Origin of the sequence: Rhizobium oryziradicis (genome assembly GCF_001939045.1) — a bacterium.
Taxonomy (GTDB): domain Bacteria; phylum Pseudomonadota; class Alphaproteobacteria; order Rhizobiales; family Rhizobiaceae; genus Allorhizobium; species Allorhizobium oryziradicis.
In genome coordinates this window covers 121956-137013 of the sequence record NZ_MKIM01000031.1, presented here as the reverse complement: position 1 = coordinate 137013, position 15058 = coordinate 121956, and the positions used below count along the sequence as shown (strand labels likewise).

14 protein-coding genes are annotated in these 15058 nt (G+C 55.7%); 8 read left to right on the top strand and 6 right to left on the bottom strand.

The features are described 5' to 3' along the window. Positions 1 to 377 precede the first annotated feature (377 nt). Both BJF95_RS20520 and putA read right to left on the bottom strand, forming a co-directional pair. Complete coding sequence (locus tag BJF95_RS20520) at positions 378 to 1613, bottom strand: TIGR03862 family flavoprotein (protein ID WP_075641351.1); 1236 nt, start codon at positions 1611 to 1613, stop codon at positions 378 to 380. Positions 1614 to 1625: 12 nt separating this feature from the next. After that, entirely contained in the window at positions 1626 to 5342 is a 3717-nt protein-coding gene (gene putA, locus BJF95_RS20515; protein WP_075641350.1) for a trifunctional transcriptional regulator/proline dehydrogenase/L-glutamate gamma-semialdehyde dehydrogenase, read from the bottom strand. Positions 5343 to 5469: 127 nt separating this feature from the next. Between putA and BJF95_RS20510 the strand changes: the two genes are divergently transcribed. After that, the gene (locus BJF95_RS20510) at positions 5470 to 5940 is read left to right on the top strand and encodes an Lrp/AsnC family transcriptional regulator (protein ID WP_075641349.1); all 471 of its coding nucleotides are present in this window, start codon (positions 5470 to 5472) and stop codon (positions 5938 to 5940) included. A gap of 12 nt (positions 5941 to 5952) precedes the next feature. Here BJF95_RS20510 and BJF95_RS24145 read toward each other — a convergent pair whose 3' ends face one another. Continuing rightward, positions 5953 to 6117 carry a hypothetical protein gene (locus BJF95_RS24145; protein WP_175577300.1) on the bottom strand — a complete coding sequence of 55 codons (165 nt, stop codon included), beginning with the start codon at positions 6115 to 6117 and terminating at the stop codon, positions 5953 to 5955. Between the two features lie 271 nt (positions 6118 to 6388). Between BJF95_RS24145 and BJF95_RS20505 the strand changes: the two genes are divergently transcribed. From BJF95_RS20505 to BJF95_RS20490, 4 genes are all read left to right on the top strand, one after another. Beyond that, the gene (locus BJF95_RS20505; RefSeq protein ID WP_075641615.1) at positions 6389 to 6985 is read left to right on the top strand and encodes an IMPACT family protein; all 597 of its coding nucleotides are present in this window, start codon (positions 6389 to 6391) and stop codon (positions 6983 to 6985) included. 130 nt (positions 6986 to 7115) lie between these two features. Further along, complete coding sequence (locus BJF95_RS20500; protein ID WP_075641348.1) at positions 7116 to 8270, top strand: MFS transporter; 1155 nt, start codon at positions 7116 to 7118, stop codon at positions 8268 to 8270. A 130-nt stretch (positions 8271 to 8400) separates the two neighbouring features. Next, positions 8401 to 9651: a flavodoxin-dependent (E)-4-hydroxy-3-methylbut-2-enyl-diphosphate synthase gene (gene ispG / locus BJF95_RS20495; protein WP_075641614.1), complete on the top strand. Its 1251-nt coding sequence runs from the start codon at positions 8401 to 8403 to the stop codon at positions 9649 to 9651. Between the two features lie 73 nt (positions 9652 to 9724). Continuing rightward, complete coding sequence (locus tag BJF95_RS20490) at positions 9725 to 10390, top strand: YiaD family glycine zipper/OmpA-like lipoprotein (RefSeq protein ID WP_075641347.1); 666 nt, start codon at positions 9725 to 9727, stop codon at positions 10388 to 10390. A 42-nt stretch (positions 10391 to 10432) separates the two neighbouring features. Here BJF95_RS20490 and BJF95_RS20485 read toward each other — a convergent pair whose 3' ends face one another. Then, positions 10433 to 11071: a LysE family translocator gene (locus BJF95_RS20485; RefSeq protein ID WP_075641346.1), complete on the bottom strand. Its 639-nt coding sequence runs from the start codon at positions 11069 to 11071 to the stop codon at positions 10433 to 10435. 86 nt (positions 11072 to 11157) lie between these two features. Then, entirely contained in the window at positions 11158 to 12054 is an 897-nt protein-coding gene (locus tag BJF95_RS20480; protein ID WP_075641345.1) for a polyprenyl synthetase family protein, read from the bottom strand. Between the two features lie 161 nt (positions 12055 to 12215). Between BJF95_RS20480 and mtgA the strand changes: the two genes are divergently transcribed. From mtgA to rpmF, 3 genes are all read left to right on the top strand, one after another. Beyond that, complete coding sequence (mtgA, locus tag BJF95_RS20475; protein ID WP_083638931.1) at positions 12216 to 13001, top strand: monofunctional biosynthetic peptidoglycan transglycosylase; 786 nt, start codon at positions 12216 to 12218, stop codon at positions 12999 to 13001. Positions 13002 to 13081: 80 nt separating this feature from the next. Then, positions 13082 to 13729, top strand: a complete 648-nt coding sequence (locus BJF95_RS20470; protein ID WP_075641344.1) for a glutathione S-transferase family protein — start codon at positions 13082 to 13084, stop codon at positions 13727 to 13729. 153 nt (positions 13730 to 13882) lie between these two features. Next, the gene (gene rpmF / locus BJF95_RS20465) at positions 13883 to 14068 is read left to right on the top strand and encodes a 50S ribosomal protein L32 (protein ID WP_075641343.1); all 186 of its coding nucleotides are present in this window, start codon (positions 13883 to 13885) and stop codon (positions 14066 to 14068) included. A 245-nt stretch (positions 14069 to 14313) separates the two neighbouring features. On the opposite strand, the gene phaR is transcribed toward rpmF, so the two are convergent. After that, positions 14314 to 14889, bottom strand: coding sequence for a polyhydroxyalkanoate synthesis repressor PhaR (gene phaR / locus BJF95_RS20460; RefSeq protein WP_075641342.1), 576 nt, complete (start codon positions 14887 to 14889; stop codon positions 14314 to 14316). Between the last annotated feature and the right edge of the window lie 169 nt (positions 14890 to 15058).

The following is a 15058-nucleotide window of genomic DNA, read 5'->3' as shown; positions in this document are numbered from 1 at the left end:
GAGAGCGCCCGCAACGTTTGCAACGCATCGGCATCATATTAAATTTTTGTGAAACCATTCCGCATCATGCAGGGGTAGTCTAACGAGTGGCGGTTGTCGCTATACAACCATCTTTCTCTGATTGTATCTTGGCGCTTACCGGTTAAAATTGAGCTAACATACCAATTGAGTCATTGTTTTATTGCACTACCACTAACGAAAAAAAGCGCAAAAACTGGCAGTCGTCAGAAGACGACACAGAAGTATCGCGCCTGCGCCGAAACGACGTTGACTATATTCACGGGTTTAAACGGTAGGAGTAGAGTGTGGCGCAAGCCAATCCAAATAATACTATCACAAACTATATCGCACACGATGCAGAAAACATTTTACGACTATCAAGCGTCTTGAATGGTGAGATCGGCGGCATTGTTGAGCCATCTCAGCATAGAACGACCCGCCGCCCGTCCCGTGGCAAAACACGCGGTGAGAAGGTAGCCGCCGGTGGGAGCCTCCCAATCCAGCATTTCTCCAGCCACGAACAGGCCGGGGTGCTGGCGCAGCATATAGCCATCATCAACATCATGCCACGCAACCCCGCCTGCAGACGAAATTGCCTCCGCGATTGGCCTTGGGCGCAAAAGCGGTACCGGCAATGACTTGATATATGCGGCCTGCGCCTTGCTCTCCAGCGTCGCAATCTGCGGTACCCGTTCACGCAACAGCGCCACTTTCACTCCATCCAGATGCGCGGCCTTGCGCAGCCGGGTCGAAAAGCTGGCTTTTGCCGGTTGGCGGGCGAGATCATCTGCAAGGCGCGCGTGCGATTTGGCAGGCGCAAGGTCCAGAACCAGATCGGCCTTACCGCTCCGTTCCAAGCCATCGCGAAGGGCGCTGGCATGGGCATAAATCAAACTGCCCTCAACCCCATGGCTTGAGATGACAAACTCACCCTGCGTTGTGCCGAGGGGCGATGTAAGCGTTACCGATTTCACCGGCTCACCGGCAAAGCGGGTTTTGAAAAGGGTGGACCATTCAACATCAAAACCGCAATTGGCAGGGCGAAAATCGTCTACGGCAATGCCTTGCTGCCTGAGCCATGGCACCCATTGCCCATCCGATCCCAGCCGGGGCCAGCTGGCACCCCCCAATGCCAAAAGGACGGCATGGGGCTGAATGATCTCGTCGCCAAGCGGCGTTTCAAAGCGGTAGCCGCCATGCGCAAACCCCGCCCAGCGATGACGGGTGCGAATTTCCACACCGCGCTCTTCCAGATGGTGAATGAAGGTGCGCAACAAAGGCGACGCCTTCATCACAATGGGAAAAACCCGGCCGGAACTGCCAACAAAGGTTTCCGTGCCAAGGCTTTGCGCCCAATCGCGCACATCTTGCGGGGTAAAGCCATCAAGTGCAGCTTTCAACCGCCCGTTGGCCGCTCCAAAACGATTGGCAAAATTTTGGTAGTCTTCGGAATGGGTGATGTTGAGGCCGGATTTGCCGGCCAGCAGGAATTTTCGCCCAACGGTCGGCATGGCCTCATAGAGGGTCACGCGATGACCATGACCGGAGAGAACATCTGCCGCCATAAGCCCGGCCGGGCCGCCGCCGATGATGGCAATGTTCTTCTCCGTCATCTATATCCTACGCTATCCAATCGCCATCAAACTGGCGTTGCCGCCCGCCGCTGCCGTGTTGGTGGAAATCGACACTTCCTCGACCAACCAGTCGAGGCAATAGGCATTGCTTTTGCCCATCTCGGCGCTCGCGGCTGCCTGCACCAGTAGCAGTGGGCCGGGCAGCGCCGCAATGGTTTTGTTGAGGGCAATCAGTTCCTCACCTGAAGCTTCCAACAGAGCACCAGCGAGATCAGCCCCCGCCCAACCACCGCGTTCAGTAACCTGAATACGGGCCTTCACACTGTCAGGCAGACTTTGCAACACGGGTTTCAGATCATCTGTTGCGTCAATCAAAGCCGAATTGCCGGTGGCCAGCGCGCTTGCCAATTGCGCATACAGGCCTTGCAGCGTCTTTGGCACCAGCAAAATCCGTCCACGCGGATGTGTCAGATAAAGGTTGCGCTCCCCCACAGGACCGGGCATCTCCTGCACCTGACCGAGCTTTGAAAGCGTGCGCAGATGGCGCGCCGCTTGTGCCTCCTTGCCCTTGGCATCCAGCCAATCGGCAAAGGCAATCAAGCCGGGATCAGCTGTGGCCTCACCCTTGAGCTGTGACGGCACCACCGTCTCGACCAACCTGCCAAGATACAACGGACCGCCCGCCTTTGGCCCGGTACCAGACAGGCCGCGCCCACCAAATGGCTGTACACCCACCACGGCACCGATGACATTGCGATTGATATAAAGATTGCCTGCCTTGATGCGGGAGGTGACCTGCGCAATGGTTTCGTCCAGCCGGGTGTGCAGACCAAAGGTCAGGCCGTAGCCGGTGGCGTTGATCTGGTCGATCAGCCGATCCATATCCGCACGGCGATAGCGCAAGACATGCAAAACCGGGCCAAACACTTCGCGGCTCAGTTCTGCCAGGCTGCTGATTTCGATAATGGTTGGTGGCACAAAGGTGCCGTGCTCTGTGCCCGCAAGTGCGCCGATCTGCTCAACTGTTTTGCCTTTTAGACGCATGGCCTCAATATGGCGCTCGATGATCTGCTTGGCATCAGTGGAAATCACCGGACCAATATCGGTTGCCAGCATATCCGTGCGGCCAAGGCTCAACTCATGCAAAGCCCCCTTCAGCATGGTCAAAGTGCGATCGGCCACGTCGTCTTGCAAACACAATACCCGCAGCGCCGAGCAGCGCTGACCGGCACTGTCAAAAGCAGAGGCAATCACATCGGCCACCACCTGCTCGGCCAGCGCTGACGAATCAACAATCATGGCATTTTGGCCGCCGGTTTCGGCGACCAGCGGAATGGGCTTGCCATTGGGCAACAAGCGACCCGCCAGTTCTTTCTGGATCAGCTTGGCAACCTCGGTGGAGCCGGTGAACATAACACCCGCAACGCCGGGGGCAGAGGTCAAGGCTGCCCCAATGCGGCCATCACCCAACACCAGCTGAAGCGCTGCCACCGGCACGCCAACCTCATGCAAAATCCGCACAGCCTCGGCTGCAATCAGCGGCGTTTCTTCTGCGGGCTTGGCCAAAACCGGATTGCCCGCCACCAACGCCGCTGCAATCTGGCCGGTAAAAATCGCCAATGGAAAATTCCATGGGCTGATGCAAACAACGGGGCCAAGCGGCTTTGTCTCCTCAGTGAGGGTGAGGCGGGCCTGCTCGGCGTAGTAGCGCAGAAAATCAATCGCTTCACGCACTTCGGCAATGGCGTTGGGGGCCGATTTTCCGGCCTCGCGCATGATCAAGCCCAGCAGCACGGGAAGACGTTCTTGCATCACATCCGCCGCTTTTTCCAAAAGTGCGGCGCGGTGCGCAGGTGTTGTCGTCGCCCACGCCTGCATTTGCGCTCCAGCTTCGGCTACAGCCTGCATGGCATCCTCTGCTGTGGCATCAACCACCGTGCCAACCACATCACGGTGATCGCCGGGGTTGAGAACCGAACGGCCAGACCCTTCACCTGTTCTTGGGCCTTCGCCTGTTGATGCGAGGAGCAGCGGCTTTGCCTCCCAAGCCATCAATGCTGTCGATTTCAACGTATCACTCAGCGCTTGCAGCACCGCTTCGTTGGAAAGATCAAGGCCTCCAGAGTTTTTGCGCCCGCCATAAATATCGGCGGGCTTGGCAATCTTCTCATGCTTTTCGCCCGGCACCGGCATGGCCGAAACAACATCCGCTGGATCGGCAATCAAATCATCAATCGAGACATTGGGATCGGAAATACGGTTAACGAAGGAAGAGTTAGCCCCGTTTTCCAGCAGGCGGCGCACCAGATAGGCCAGCAGCGTTTCATGGGTGCCAACCGGCGCATAGATGCGGCAGGGGCGGTCAAGCTTGTTTGCTCCCACCACCTCATCATAGAGCGGCTCACCCATGCCATGCAGGCATTGGAATTCGTAAGAACCGATTTCAAAGTCAGGTCCGGCCAGCTGATAGATGGTGGCCAAGGTCTGGGCATTGTGGGTGGCAAATTGCGGAAAAATCACATCACGCGCCGCCAAGAGCTTTTTGGCGCAGGCGATATAGGACACGTCTGTATGAATCTTGCGAGTGAAGACCGGAAAATCCTCCAGCCCATCCACTTGCGCCCGCTTGATCTCGGCATCCCAATAGGCGCCCTTGACCAGACGCACCATGATGCGGCGGTTTGCGCGACGCGCCAGATCAATAATAAAATCCAGCACATAGGGGCAGCGCTTGCCATAGGCCTGCACCACAAAGCCCATGCCGTTCCAGCCATTCAATGCCGGATCAAGGCAAAGCTCCTCCAGCAGATCCAAAGACAGCTCCAGCCGGTCGGCTTCTTCGGCATCAATATTGAGGCCAATGTCATACTGCTTGGCCAGTACCGCCAGTTGCTTCACCTTCGGCAACAGCTCGCCCATCACCTGCGCCGCCTTGGCGCGCGTATAACGCGGATGCAGCGCCGACAGCTTGATGGAAATGCCCGGACCTTTATAAATCCCGCGCCCGCTTGATGCCTTGCCAATGGCGTGGATCGCCGCTTCATAATCGCGATAATAACGTTTGGCATCTGCGTCGGTGGTCGCAGCTTCGCCCAGCATATCATAGGAATAGCCAAAGCCCTTGGCTTCCAGCCGCTGCGCCCGCTTCAAGGCCTCATGGATGGTTTCGCCCGTGACAAATTGCTCGCCCATCATCCGCATGGCCATATCAACACCGCGACGAATGACTGGCTCGCCACAACGGGCAATCAACCGCGTCAGGGCTTTCGACAGGCTGCGATCATTGACTGTTGAGGTCAGTTTGCCGGTCACCACCAGGCCCCAGGTGGCGGCATTGACAAACAGTGAGCGCCCGCCGCCCAGATGGGCTTTCCAATCACCTTCAGAGATCTTGTCACGGATCAGCGCATCACGGGTGGCATCGTCTGGAATGCGCAGCAGCGCTTCCGCTAGACACATCAGCGCCACGCCTTCCTGGCTGGAGAGCGAATATTCATGCACCAGACCTTCCACCCCGGTGCCCTTGTGCTTGGCCCGCAACGCTGTGATCAACCGACGGGCCGTTGCCGCCGTGGCCCGCTTCAAATCCTCTGGCAACGTGGCTGGCTCCAGCAAAGCTTGAATACACTCTGGCTCAGGCAGTCGATAAGCATTCGTGATGGCAACCCGCAGCGGACTTTGGGCGCGAATGGGCGGCGCAAAATCTGCAAAAGCTGTAAAAGCTGCGGTTTCATTCTCAAGCTTTTGGGTGAAATTGGCCTGTTGCATCGCGACGCCCCTGAAACGAGTTTTGCCTGATGAGAAATATATCATGGCATCTGCGAAAGCATCGAACTTGAATTTCAGTCAAACCTAGGTAATTTCTCCAAACATTAGATATTTTTCGAGACAAAAGATGAAAAAAGCCGACACACCTGGTGAATTGGATGGGTTCGACATGAAAATTGTCGAGGCTTTATCGCAAGATGGCCGAATAACGATTACCGAGCTATCGCAACGGGTTGGCCTCTCCAAAACGCCCTGTCAGGTGCGGCTGAAGCGATTGATGGATGAGGGCTATATTTTGGGCTTTCGCGCCGTGCTGGATGCGCGCAAATTTGGCCTCGACCACATTGCTTTTGCGGAAGTGAAATTGAGCGATACGCGCGAGACGGCGCTGAACGAATTCAATGCGGCTGTGCGCAAAATTCGCGAGGTGGAAGAATGCCACATGATCGCCGGTGCGTTTGATTATCTGCTGAAAGTCCGCACCAGCGATATTCGCCGCTATCGTCATGTTCTGGGAGAGAAGATTTCCAGCCTGCCGCATGTGTCGAGCACATCGACCTTTGTGGTGATGCAGGCTGTGAAGGAATATGGCCGTTAAAGCCGCTTGAATTTAGTGAACGGTATCCGGACGCTGATAATTGTCGTCAAGAATGTTCAAAACTTCGGTCAGGGCATTCACCAGAACGTCGGTCAGCGAATCAATTTCCTGACTCAAAACCAAAGCAGCCAAATTGGAGTGGTCGGTGTTTGTGTCGAGGTCGAAGTCGTCTGACATAAGCTGATCCTGTCGTTTTCGCCGGGCTCATCCCGGTTTTTTCAATCACAGCGCCCAACGTCATCATGACGCGCAAAGACGCGGTAACCTCTCAAAATTGCTCGGTAAAATCAGAAAACTCTCACTCTGATTCTGCCTGAAACAAACCTATAAACATTCGCTTGCGCGGAACTGGATCGACGGCACCTCATAAAACGAAAAGGAGCTTGAAAAGGCGTGAATGAACAAAGATCAACCTTTGCATCTTGACCAAATCACGTCACAACAAGCCATGTTTACTCTGCCCCGCCTACACAGCTACGATCAGGAGATCAAGAAGAGCCGGTTTCGAGCACTTGCATGTCCCATCGCCTCCGAAGAGGATGCCAAAGCGCTTTTGGCTGAGCACAGCGATTTGGCTGCCAATCACAATTGCTGGGCATGGCGGCTGGGTCAGACGTATCGTTTCAACGATGATGGCGAGCCATCCGGCACCGCCGGAAAGCCGATTTTGCAGGCCATTGATGGCCAGCAGATGGACGGCGTCCTCGTGATTGTCACCCGCTGGTTTGGCGGCATCCTGCTGGGTAGTGGCGGGCTGATTCGCGCCTATGGCGGCACCGCTGCCCAGTGTTTGCGCGAAGCCGAGAAGGTCGAAGTCATCCACCGCAGCCAGCACATGTTTCGGGTGGGCTTTTCCGATCTGGCTCTGGTGAAAGCAAGGCTGTCTGCCATTGAAAATGCCGTGGTCTGCGCAGAACATTACACCGAAACCGGTGCCGATCTGGTCTGCGCCATCCCGGACCATCAGGCTGAAACTGTGACAAAAATGCTGATTGACCTCACCGCTGGACGCACCCTCTTGTTGAAAGAGGATAATGATGCTTGAGCGCTCTGTAACAGGCCCAAACCATTTGTGATGCTGAGGCTGTCATCGCCAGCTTGCAAATTAAATCGATTTAAAAGAAAAATCCCGTTGTTCAACACAGACAGTTGTTCAACTCTGGAGGAGAGGCGCAATGCTGGCGATGAAATTTCCACGCGAACGGACGGCGGTGTCGCTGCTTTTCCTCATCAACGGCTTCATGATGGGTTCCTGGGCTCCCAAAATTCCGGGCTTTGCTGAAAAGCACCATTTGAGCGAAGCGCAATTGGGTTTGATGATTCTGGTGTTTGGCATTGGCTCGATTGTGTTTATGCCTTTGGCCGGTGCGCAAATTGCCCGGTTTGGCTCCAACCGTGTCAGCCTTGTCTCTGCGGCGCTGTTTTTGCCAACATTGCTGTTGCTCACCCTTGCACCCACAATCACGCTGGCCGTTCCCGCCATTTTCCTGTTTGGCGGGCTCATGGGTGCCATGGACATTGCCATGAATGCCAATGCGGTGGAAACCGAGCGCTTTATGCGCAGTGCCATCACCTCCTCCTGCCATGCGTTCTGGAGTGTTGGCGGCTTGATTGGGGCAAGCATCGGCGGCCCGCTGATTGTTGCCTTTGGCCCTGAGGCCCAGAGCTTCATTGCCACCCTGCTGGCGCTTGCCCTATTGGTCTATGCATGGCCACGCTTGCTGCATGACAAGCCCCAGGCGCACGAAAACCACCCCAAAGCCAGCCTGCCCAAACATGCTTTGCCATGGCTGTTGGGCATTATCGCGCTGTTCAGCATGATTCCGGAAGGCAGCGTGCTGGATTGGGGTGCTCTTTATATGCGCAATGAATTGGGTGCCAATATTGCGCTATCGGGCTATGCCTATGCTGCTTTCTCGCTGACCATGTCGATCATGCGGTTTGCTGGCGACGGCGTGCGCAACCGCTTGGGTGCCGTGAAGACAACCCAGATCTGCGCCGTCATTGCCATCATCGGCCTTTTGATTGCAGGCTATGCACCCGATGCATCGGTGGCTATCATTGGTTTTGCCCTGATGGGCATTGGCATTTCCAATCTGGTGCCGATTGCCTTTTCGGCGGCGGGCAATCTGCCCGGCATGGCACCCGGCGTCGGTATTTCCGTGGTCAGCACCATGGGCTATTCCGGCATTCTCGTGGCACCGTCCCTGATTGGCTTTGTTGCCCAACACACATCACTCGCGCTGGTTTTCAAAGCGCTGCCTGTGTTGATTGTTGTTGTTTTGCTGCTGTCACGGCTTGCCCGCCATGCCGATCAATCTCATACATGAAAAAATCAGGGCCTGAAAAAATCACGACTTAAAAAGCACGACTTGAAAAACGCAACCCTTGTCACGATGTTGACAACCGAACATGATTGATCCACCTGACGATCAATTGACCACAATGATAGGTTTCGCCATGGCGTCCGCTGAAGACTTTGACCCAAAATCGCGCCGCGCAAGTGTTGCTGTTGATGTTGGCGGCGTAATCGTTGGTGGGGATGCTCCGGTTGTCGTGCAGTCGATGACCAATACCGACACGGCCGATATTGATGGCACGGTGGCACAGGTGGCAGCCCTCTATAAGGCTGGCTCGGAAATTGTCCGCATCACGGTGGATCGCGATGAAAGTGCCGCAGCCGTGCCGAAAATTCGCGAGCGGTTGGAGCGTCTTGGCCTTGATGTGCCGCTGGTCGGCGATTTTCACTATATCGGCCATAAACTGTTGGCCGATCATCCGGCCTGCGCCGAAGCGCTGGCCAAATACCGGATCAATCCCGGCAATGTTGGCTTCAAAGACAAAAAAGACAAGCAATTTGCCGATATTGTCGAAATGGCCATTCGCTATGACAAGCCGGTGCGCATTGGCGTCAATTGGGGCTCTCTCGATCAAGAATTGTTGACCCAGTTGATGGATGACAATCAGGCCAAGGGCTTTCCGCTCTCTGCCCGGCAGGTGACACGCGAAGCCATTTGCCAATCGGCGCTGCTATCAGCGGAGCTTGCCGAGGACATTGGCCTTGCCCGCAATCGTATCATTCTGTCAGCCAAGGTCAGCCAGGTGCAGGATTTGATCGCGGTCTATTCCATGCTGGCATCACGCTCGGACCACGCCTTGCATCTGGGCCTTACCGAAGCAGGCATGGGCTCCAAGGGCATTGTCGCATCCTCTGCGGCCATGGGCTATGTGTTGCAACAGGGCATTGGCGATACCATTCGTGTCTCGCTCACGCCCGAGCCTAACGGCGACCGCACCCGCGAGGTGCAGGTGGCGCAGGAACTGTTGCAAGTCATGGGCTTTCGCCAGTTTGTGCCAGTTGTTGCGGCCTGTCCCGGCTGTGGCCGCACCACATCCACGGTGTTTCAGGAGTTGGCGCAAAAGATCCAGAACGACCTGCGCAAGAACATGCCGGTCTGGCGCGAAAAATATCCCGGCGTTGAGGGTCTCAACGTTGCGGTCATGGGCTGTATCGTCAATGGTCCGGGCGAGTCCAAACACGCAGACATTGGCATTTCCCTGCCCGGCACCGGCGAAAATCCGGCCGCCCCCATCTTTATCGATGGACAAAAGGCCATGACCTTGCGCGGCCCCAAAATCGCCGAGGATTTTGAAGCTCTGGTGATCGATTATATTGAAAAGCGCTACGGCCAAAAAACAGCGGCGGAATGAGCATCCGCCCTTTTCTTGATATCGCCGCAATTGCTATGTTCAGGATAATCCGAACACCATGGAGCTCGTCCCAATGCTGAAACGATTCGTGCTTGTTGCGCTCTGCGCGACCTATCTCAGTGCCTGCACCACCACCGATCCCTATACAGGTGAGCAAAAAACGTCGAACCTAGCTGGCGGCGCGTTGATTGGTGCTGGCCTTGGCGCGCTCGGCGGTTTGGCAGTGGGCGGCGGCGGCCATGGCAAGCGCAATGCAGCCCTGATTGGGGCCGGCATCGGCGCGCTGGCAGGCGGCGCAATCGGCGGCTATATGGACAATCAGGAAGCAGAGCTGCGTGCCCAGCTGCAAGGCACCGGCGTTTCCGTTACCCGTCAGGGCGATCGCATTATCCTGAATATGCCATCCAACATCACCTTCCCAACCGATCAATATCAGGTTCTGCCACCGTTCTACCCAACGCTGAACTCGGTGGCCATCGTGCTCAAGAAGTTCAACAAGACCCTGATCGACGTCAACGGCCACACCGATTCCACCGGCAGCCTGCAACATAATCAGCAATTGTCGCAGCAGCGTGCTGACGCCGTGCTGGATTATCTCGGTTCACAAGGTGTTGATCCACGCCGCATGTCGGCCATGGGCTATGGTCCAAGCCAGCCGATTGCCAGCAATGCCACGCCAGAAGGCCGCGCTCAAAACCGCCGCGTCGAAGTCTCGATCTCACCGCTTCAGGGCAATTGATCGACACCTCACTGATTGGAAAGCCGCCGCAAGGCGGCTTTTTTATAAGGTCGTGGTGAGCATTTTCACGCCTGCTGCACCAAACATCAACGCCATTGCGCCTTCAACATAGCGGCGGCTGGCTCTATAGATGCGCAAGGCGCCCGCCGTTGAAAACAACAGCGCATAGCCGCAAAACACCGAAAAGCCTGTGGTTAAGCAACCACCCACCACGATCGCCACCGCACTGAGCGAAGCATCTGGCGGAAGGCCCAGCGAAATAATCGCAACCCAGCCAAAAATTGCCTTGGGATTGGTCAAGTGAATGAGATAACCCCGCAAAAACAGGGTGCCGGTGTGGCTTGGTCGCACAACCACATCTGTCTCAACCACCGCCTGCTCTTTGCGCAGCGCCGATTTGGCCGCCTTGATGGCAAGGTAAAACAGATAAAGCCCACCGGCAATTTTCAGCACCACCAGCGCCTCGCCATAGCGGTGCAGCAAAGCCGCCAAGCCAAAGGATGCGGCCATGGCCCAGGTGAAGGAGCCTGCAAAAATACCAAGCGCTATCACCAGACCTGCCCGTCGCCCTTGAGACATGGCCGTTGAAATAATCGCCATATTGGCGGGGCCGGGACTGATCACCGCCACCAGATAAACCAGATAACCGGACAGAAATTGCGCAAAATGGGCAGAGATCATCAAAGACGCTTTCACAGCAAGAGTGAAGCTTACGGTTAAGCGATCATCGCGCCAATCGCATCTGAAAACGTGTCACAGAGGCAATATCAATTCTTGCGATTGGCGATAAAGCGCGCTGCATCCATCAGGGTCTCAGCGCGCGCGCCATAGGGGGCCAACAGTGCCACGGCTTCCGCCACCAGCCGGTCCAGCTCTCCCTCTGCCCATGCCTGCCCCTTGAGGCTCACCAACGTTCCCTTGCCACGTCCTGCATCCTTGCCGGTTGCCTTGCCCATGGTCGCGGCATCGGCGGTCAGATCCAGAAGATCGTCGGCAAGCTGGAAGGCGCGACCAATCAAGGCACCAAATGTGCGAAGCCGCTGGCGATCTTCAAGCGATGCACCGGCAATCACCGGCCCCGCCTCGCAGGCAAAGCGCAGCAGGGCTCCGGTTTTCATGGCTTGCAAGGTCACAATGCCCTGCTCATCCGGGGCCTGTTTTTCCGCCGCCAGATCCAACGCCTGGCCGCCTGCCATGCCGCCCATGCCAGCAGCACGGGCTAAAGCCAGCACCAGCGCTGTCTTGGCACTATCGCTCAGATCGGTTTCAGAGGCCGCTATAATATCAAAGGCAAAGGTCAGCAGGCTATCACCGGCCAAAATCGCGGTGGCCTCATCAAAGGCAATATGCACAGTCGGCTGACCGCGCCGCAGATCATCATCATCCATGGCAGGCAGGTCATCATGCACCAGCGAGTAGCAGTGCAGACACTCCAATGCAGCACCTATGCGCAAGGCCGCCGTATCATTGCCACCAAACAGCCGTGCACTTTCCACCACCAGAAAGGGACGAAGCCGCTTGCCACCATTGAGCACCGCATGGCGCATGGCAGCCAAAAGCAGCTCAGGTCTGGCAATTTCGTCCTCCCCCGGCGTTGGCTGCAAAAGATCGGTCAAAAGCGCCTGCACGCGGAGTGCTGCATCGCGAAGTTTATCGTCAAACATATCATGGCCTCATGCTTGCGGGCGCTGTTTGCCATGCCCGCCCCCATGGCGCAATCAGAATCTGTGTGCTGAAAGGTCGATATCACCGGCTGGTCTGGTATTGGCGGGCATTCAAGGCTAATAAAGCATGTGGGGACAAGGACGAGTGGCACGATTTGACAATGGAAAACGCGTCTGGGGAAACCGCGCCTGAGGAAAACGCGCCAGACGGTGCCATTCAGGCAGACCCAGAAGGTGCCACTCAGGCAAACCAAGAGCGAGAAAAAGGGGACTGGCGGCTGTTGTTGCACCGAGCCATCAAGATCGCGGTTATCCTTGCCTGTATTCCCGTTGTGTTGATGCTCCTCTATCGCCCCTCTTTCATCCACCCGCCATCCACCTTGATGCTGGCAGATCTGGCCACCTTGCAGGGCTATGATCGGCAATGGGTGCCGCTGGATAAAATCTCACCCTATCTCATCCGCTCGGTGATGATGTCTGAAGATGGCCAGTTTTGCGCCCACAACGGCGTTGACTGGGTGCAGATGCGATCCGTGATTGATGATGCCATGGATGGTGAAGAAACCCGCGGTGCCAGCACCATCACCATGCAAACGGTGAAAAACCTGTTTCTGTGGAACAGCCGCTCTTTCATTCGCAAGGGTCTGGAAATTCCCATGGCACTGACAGCCAATGTGCTGTGGTCCAAACGCCGCACTCTGGAGCTTTACCTGAATGTCGCGGAATGGGGACCGGGCATTTACGGGGCGCAGGCCGCGGCCTTGTATCATTTCAAAGTACCAGCCTCCAAGCTCTCAGCGCGTCAGGCAGCGCTTCTTGCCGTATCGCTTCCCAACCCCATCGCCCGCAATGCCGGTAAGCCAGGCCCCGGCCTGAGACGGCTGGCAGCCATGGTGGAGCGCCGCGCCCGCAATGCCGGACCTTACATCACCTGCCTTGATCAATAACGTCAATAAATAGCGTTGGTCATCATCGGCACCGCTTGGTAGAAAATCATCAAGACACCAATTGCTGATGGAGCCGTTTGATGACTGATCTCACCCTTTACATCGCCAACAAGAATTACTCCTCCTGGTCATTGCGGGCATGGATGGCCATGAAAGCCGCAAGGGTTGCCTTTGATGAGCAGCAAATCCTGCTTGATGTTCCGGCAGGCAATCCCGGCTTTAAAGCCATTTCCCCCAGCGGCCAATTGCCCGTTCTCGTCCATGGCGATATCAAGATTTGGGAATCTCTTGCGATCATTGAATATATTGCCGAGCTTTTCCCCGAGGCCGCTCTTTGGCCGAAGCCTGCCGCCGACCGGGCCGTCGCTCGCGCCATCAGCCTTGAGATGGCATCGGGCTTTCGCGCCCTTCGCAACGCCTGCCCGATGAATTTTCGACGGACACCCAGCGTACTTGCCGTCAATGAAAATGTCCTCGCCGACGTGAAGCGCATTGAAACCATCTGGCGTGAGCAAATCGCACGATCGGGCGGGCCTTTTCTGTTTGGCGCGTTTTCGGCAGCAGACGCGATGTTTGCGCCTGTGGTTAACCGATTTTCTGTCTACCAACTGACACAAAATGCAGATAGTCTGGCCTATATGGAGCGCATTCAAGCGCTCCCCGCGTGGGTCGAATGGCGCGATGCCGCACTGGCGGAACCATGGATCGTGACGGAGGATGAGGTGTAAGCACATCATCCGATTCAAAAAAATCGATTCAGGGACTGGTCAAAGCCCTATCCGGCATGTATAAGCCCGGCAAATTCCGAGTTCGAGAGAGATTTTTTCGCCCTCAAAAAAGGTCGATGTTTCTGCTTTCGCCCGTCACGTGGAGTAATTTAAATGGCTGTACCAAAAAGAAAAACAAGCCCGTCCAAGCGCGGTATGCGCCGCTCTGCAGACGCGCTCAAGCTTCCGACCTATGTGGAAGACAAGAATTCTGGCGAACTGCGTCGCCCACACCATATCGATCTGAAGACCGGTATGTACCGTGGCCGTCAGGTTCTGACGCCAAAGGAAAGCGCATAAGCGTTTTCTTGAGACTGAATAAAAAAGGCCCGCTTTGCGGGCCTTTTTTATTGGGATTTTTTGCCAGAGCCCATAACTCAAGCACGCGACAGCACCGTCCGCCATATATGGCGCACAAAGGTTCGTTGTCAGGCTTTCTATATGCTGCATTCGCTTTTTGAGCGCAGCATTTCCTCAATCAATTTCGATGTCAGGAATGATGCAGCGTCTCTCCTATCCGTTGAGACGCCGCGAACTCGGGTCACTCAGAGCTTATCCAGCTTGTTTTGCAGGTTGCGCAACTGCTCTTTCAGCTCATCAATGTCTTTGGCTTCCGTCGGCTTTTTTTCCGGCGCGGCTGTTGGGGTCATGAAAGGCGAAAACATCTGCATGGCCTGATGAAACATCTCGGTGTTGCGCTTGACCTGCTCTTCCATCATTTGAATGGGAGCCTGCAGGTTCTTGGTCAACGGTGTTTCGCCAAATGCGCGCGTGACCTGTTCACGCATCTGCACCTGCTGTTCGGTGAAGGCTTTCATGGAGTGCTCCAGAAAGCTGGGCACCACCATCTGCATCTGGTCGCCATAGTAACCAATCAATTGGCGCAGAAAAGAAATTGGCAAAAGCGTATTGTTGGTCTTGGCTTCCTGCTCAAAAATAATCTGCGTGAGCACGGAATGGGTAATGTCATCACCGGACTTCGCATCTTGAACGGTGAAATCCTCCCCCTTCTTGACCATCTTGGCAAGATCTTCAAGCGTCACATACGTACTCGTCCCTGTATTGTAGAGGCGGCGATTGGCGTATTTCTTAATGACGATTTCGCCGTCGACTTTTGCCATCTTTGTCTCCTAACCCACGTGATATTTATTTTTGCTCTTCCCGGATATGAAGTCTAATCGCAAATCACGCAGCCTGACAATCTCTTTGTGCGGCGCAAGACCACCGTCCTGTATCTTCTGCTCGCATTTCAAATTCACACAACCGTGACAGGAAAAAATTAATTGCTTA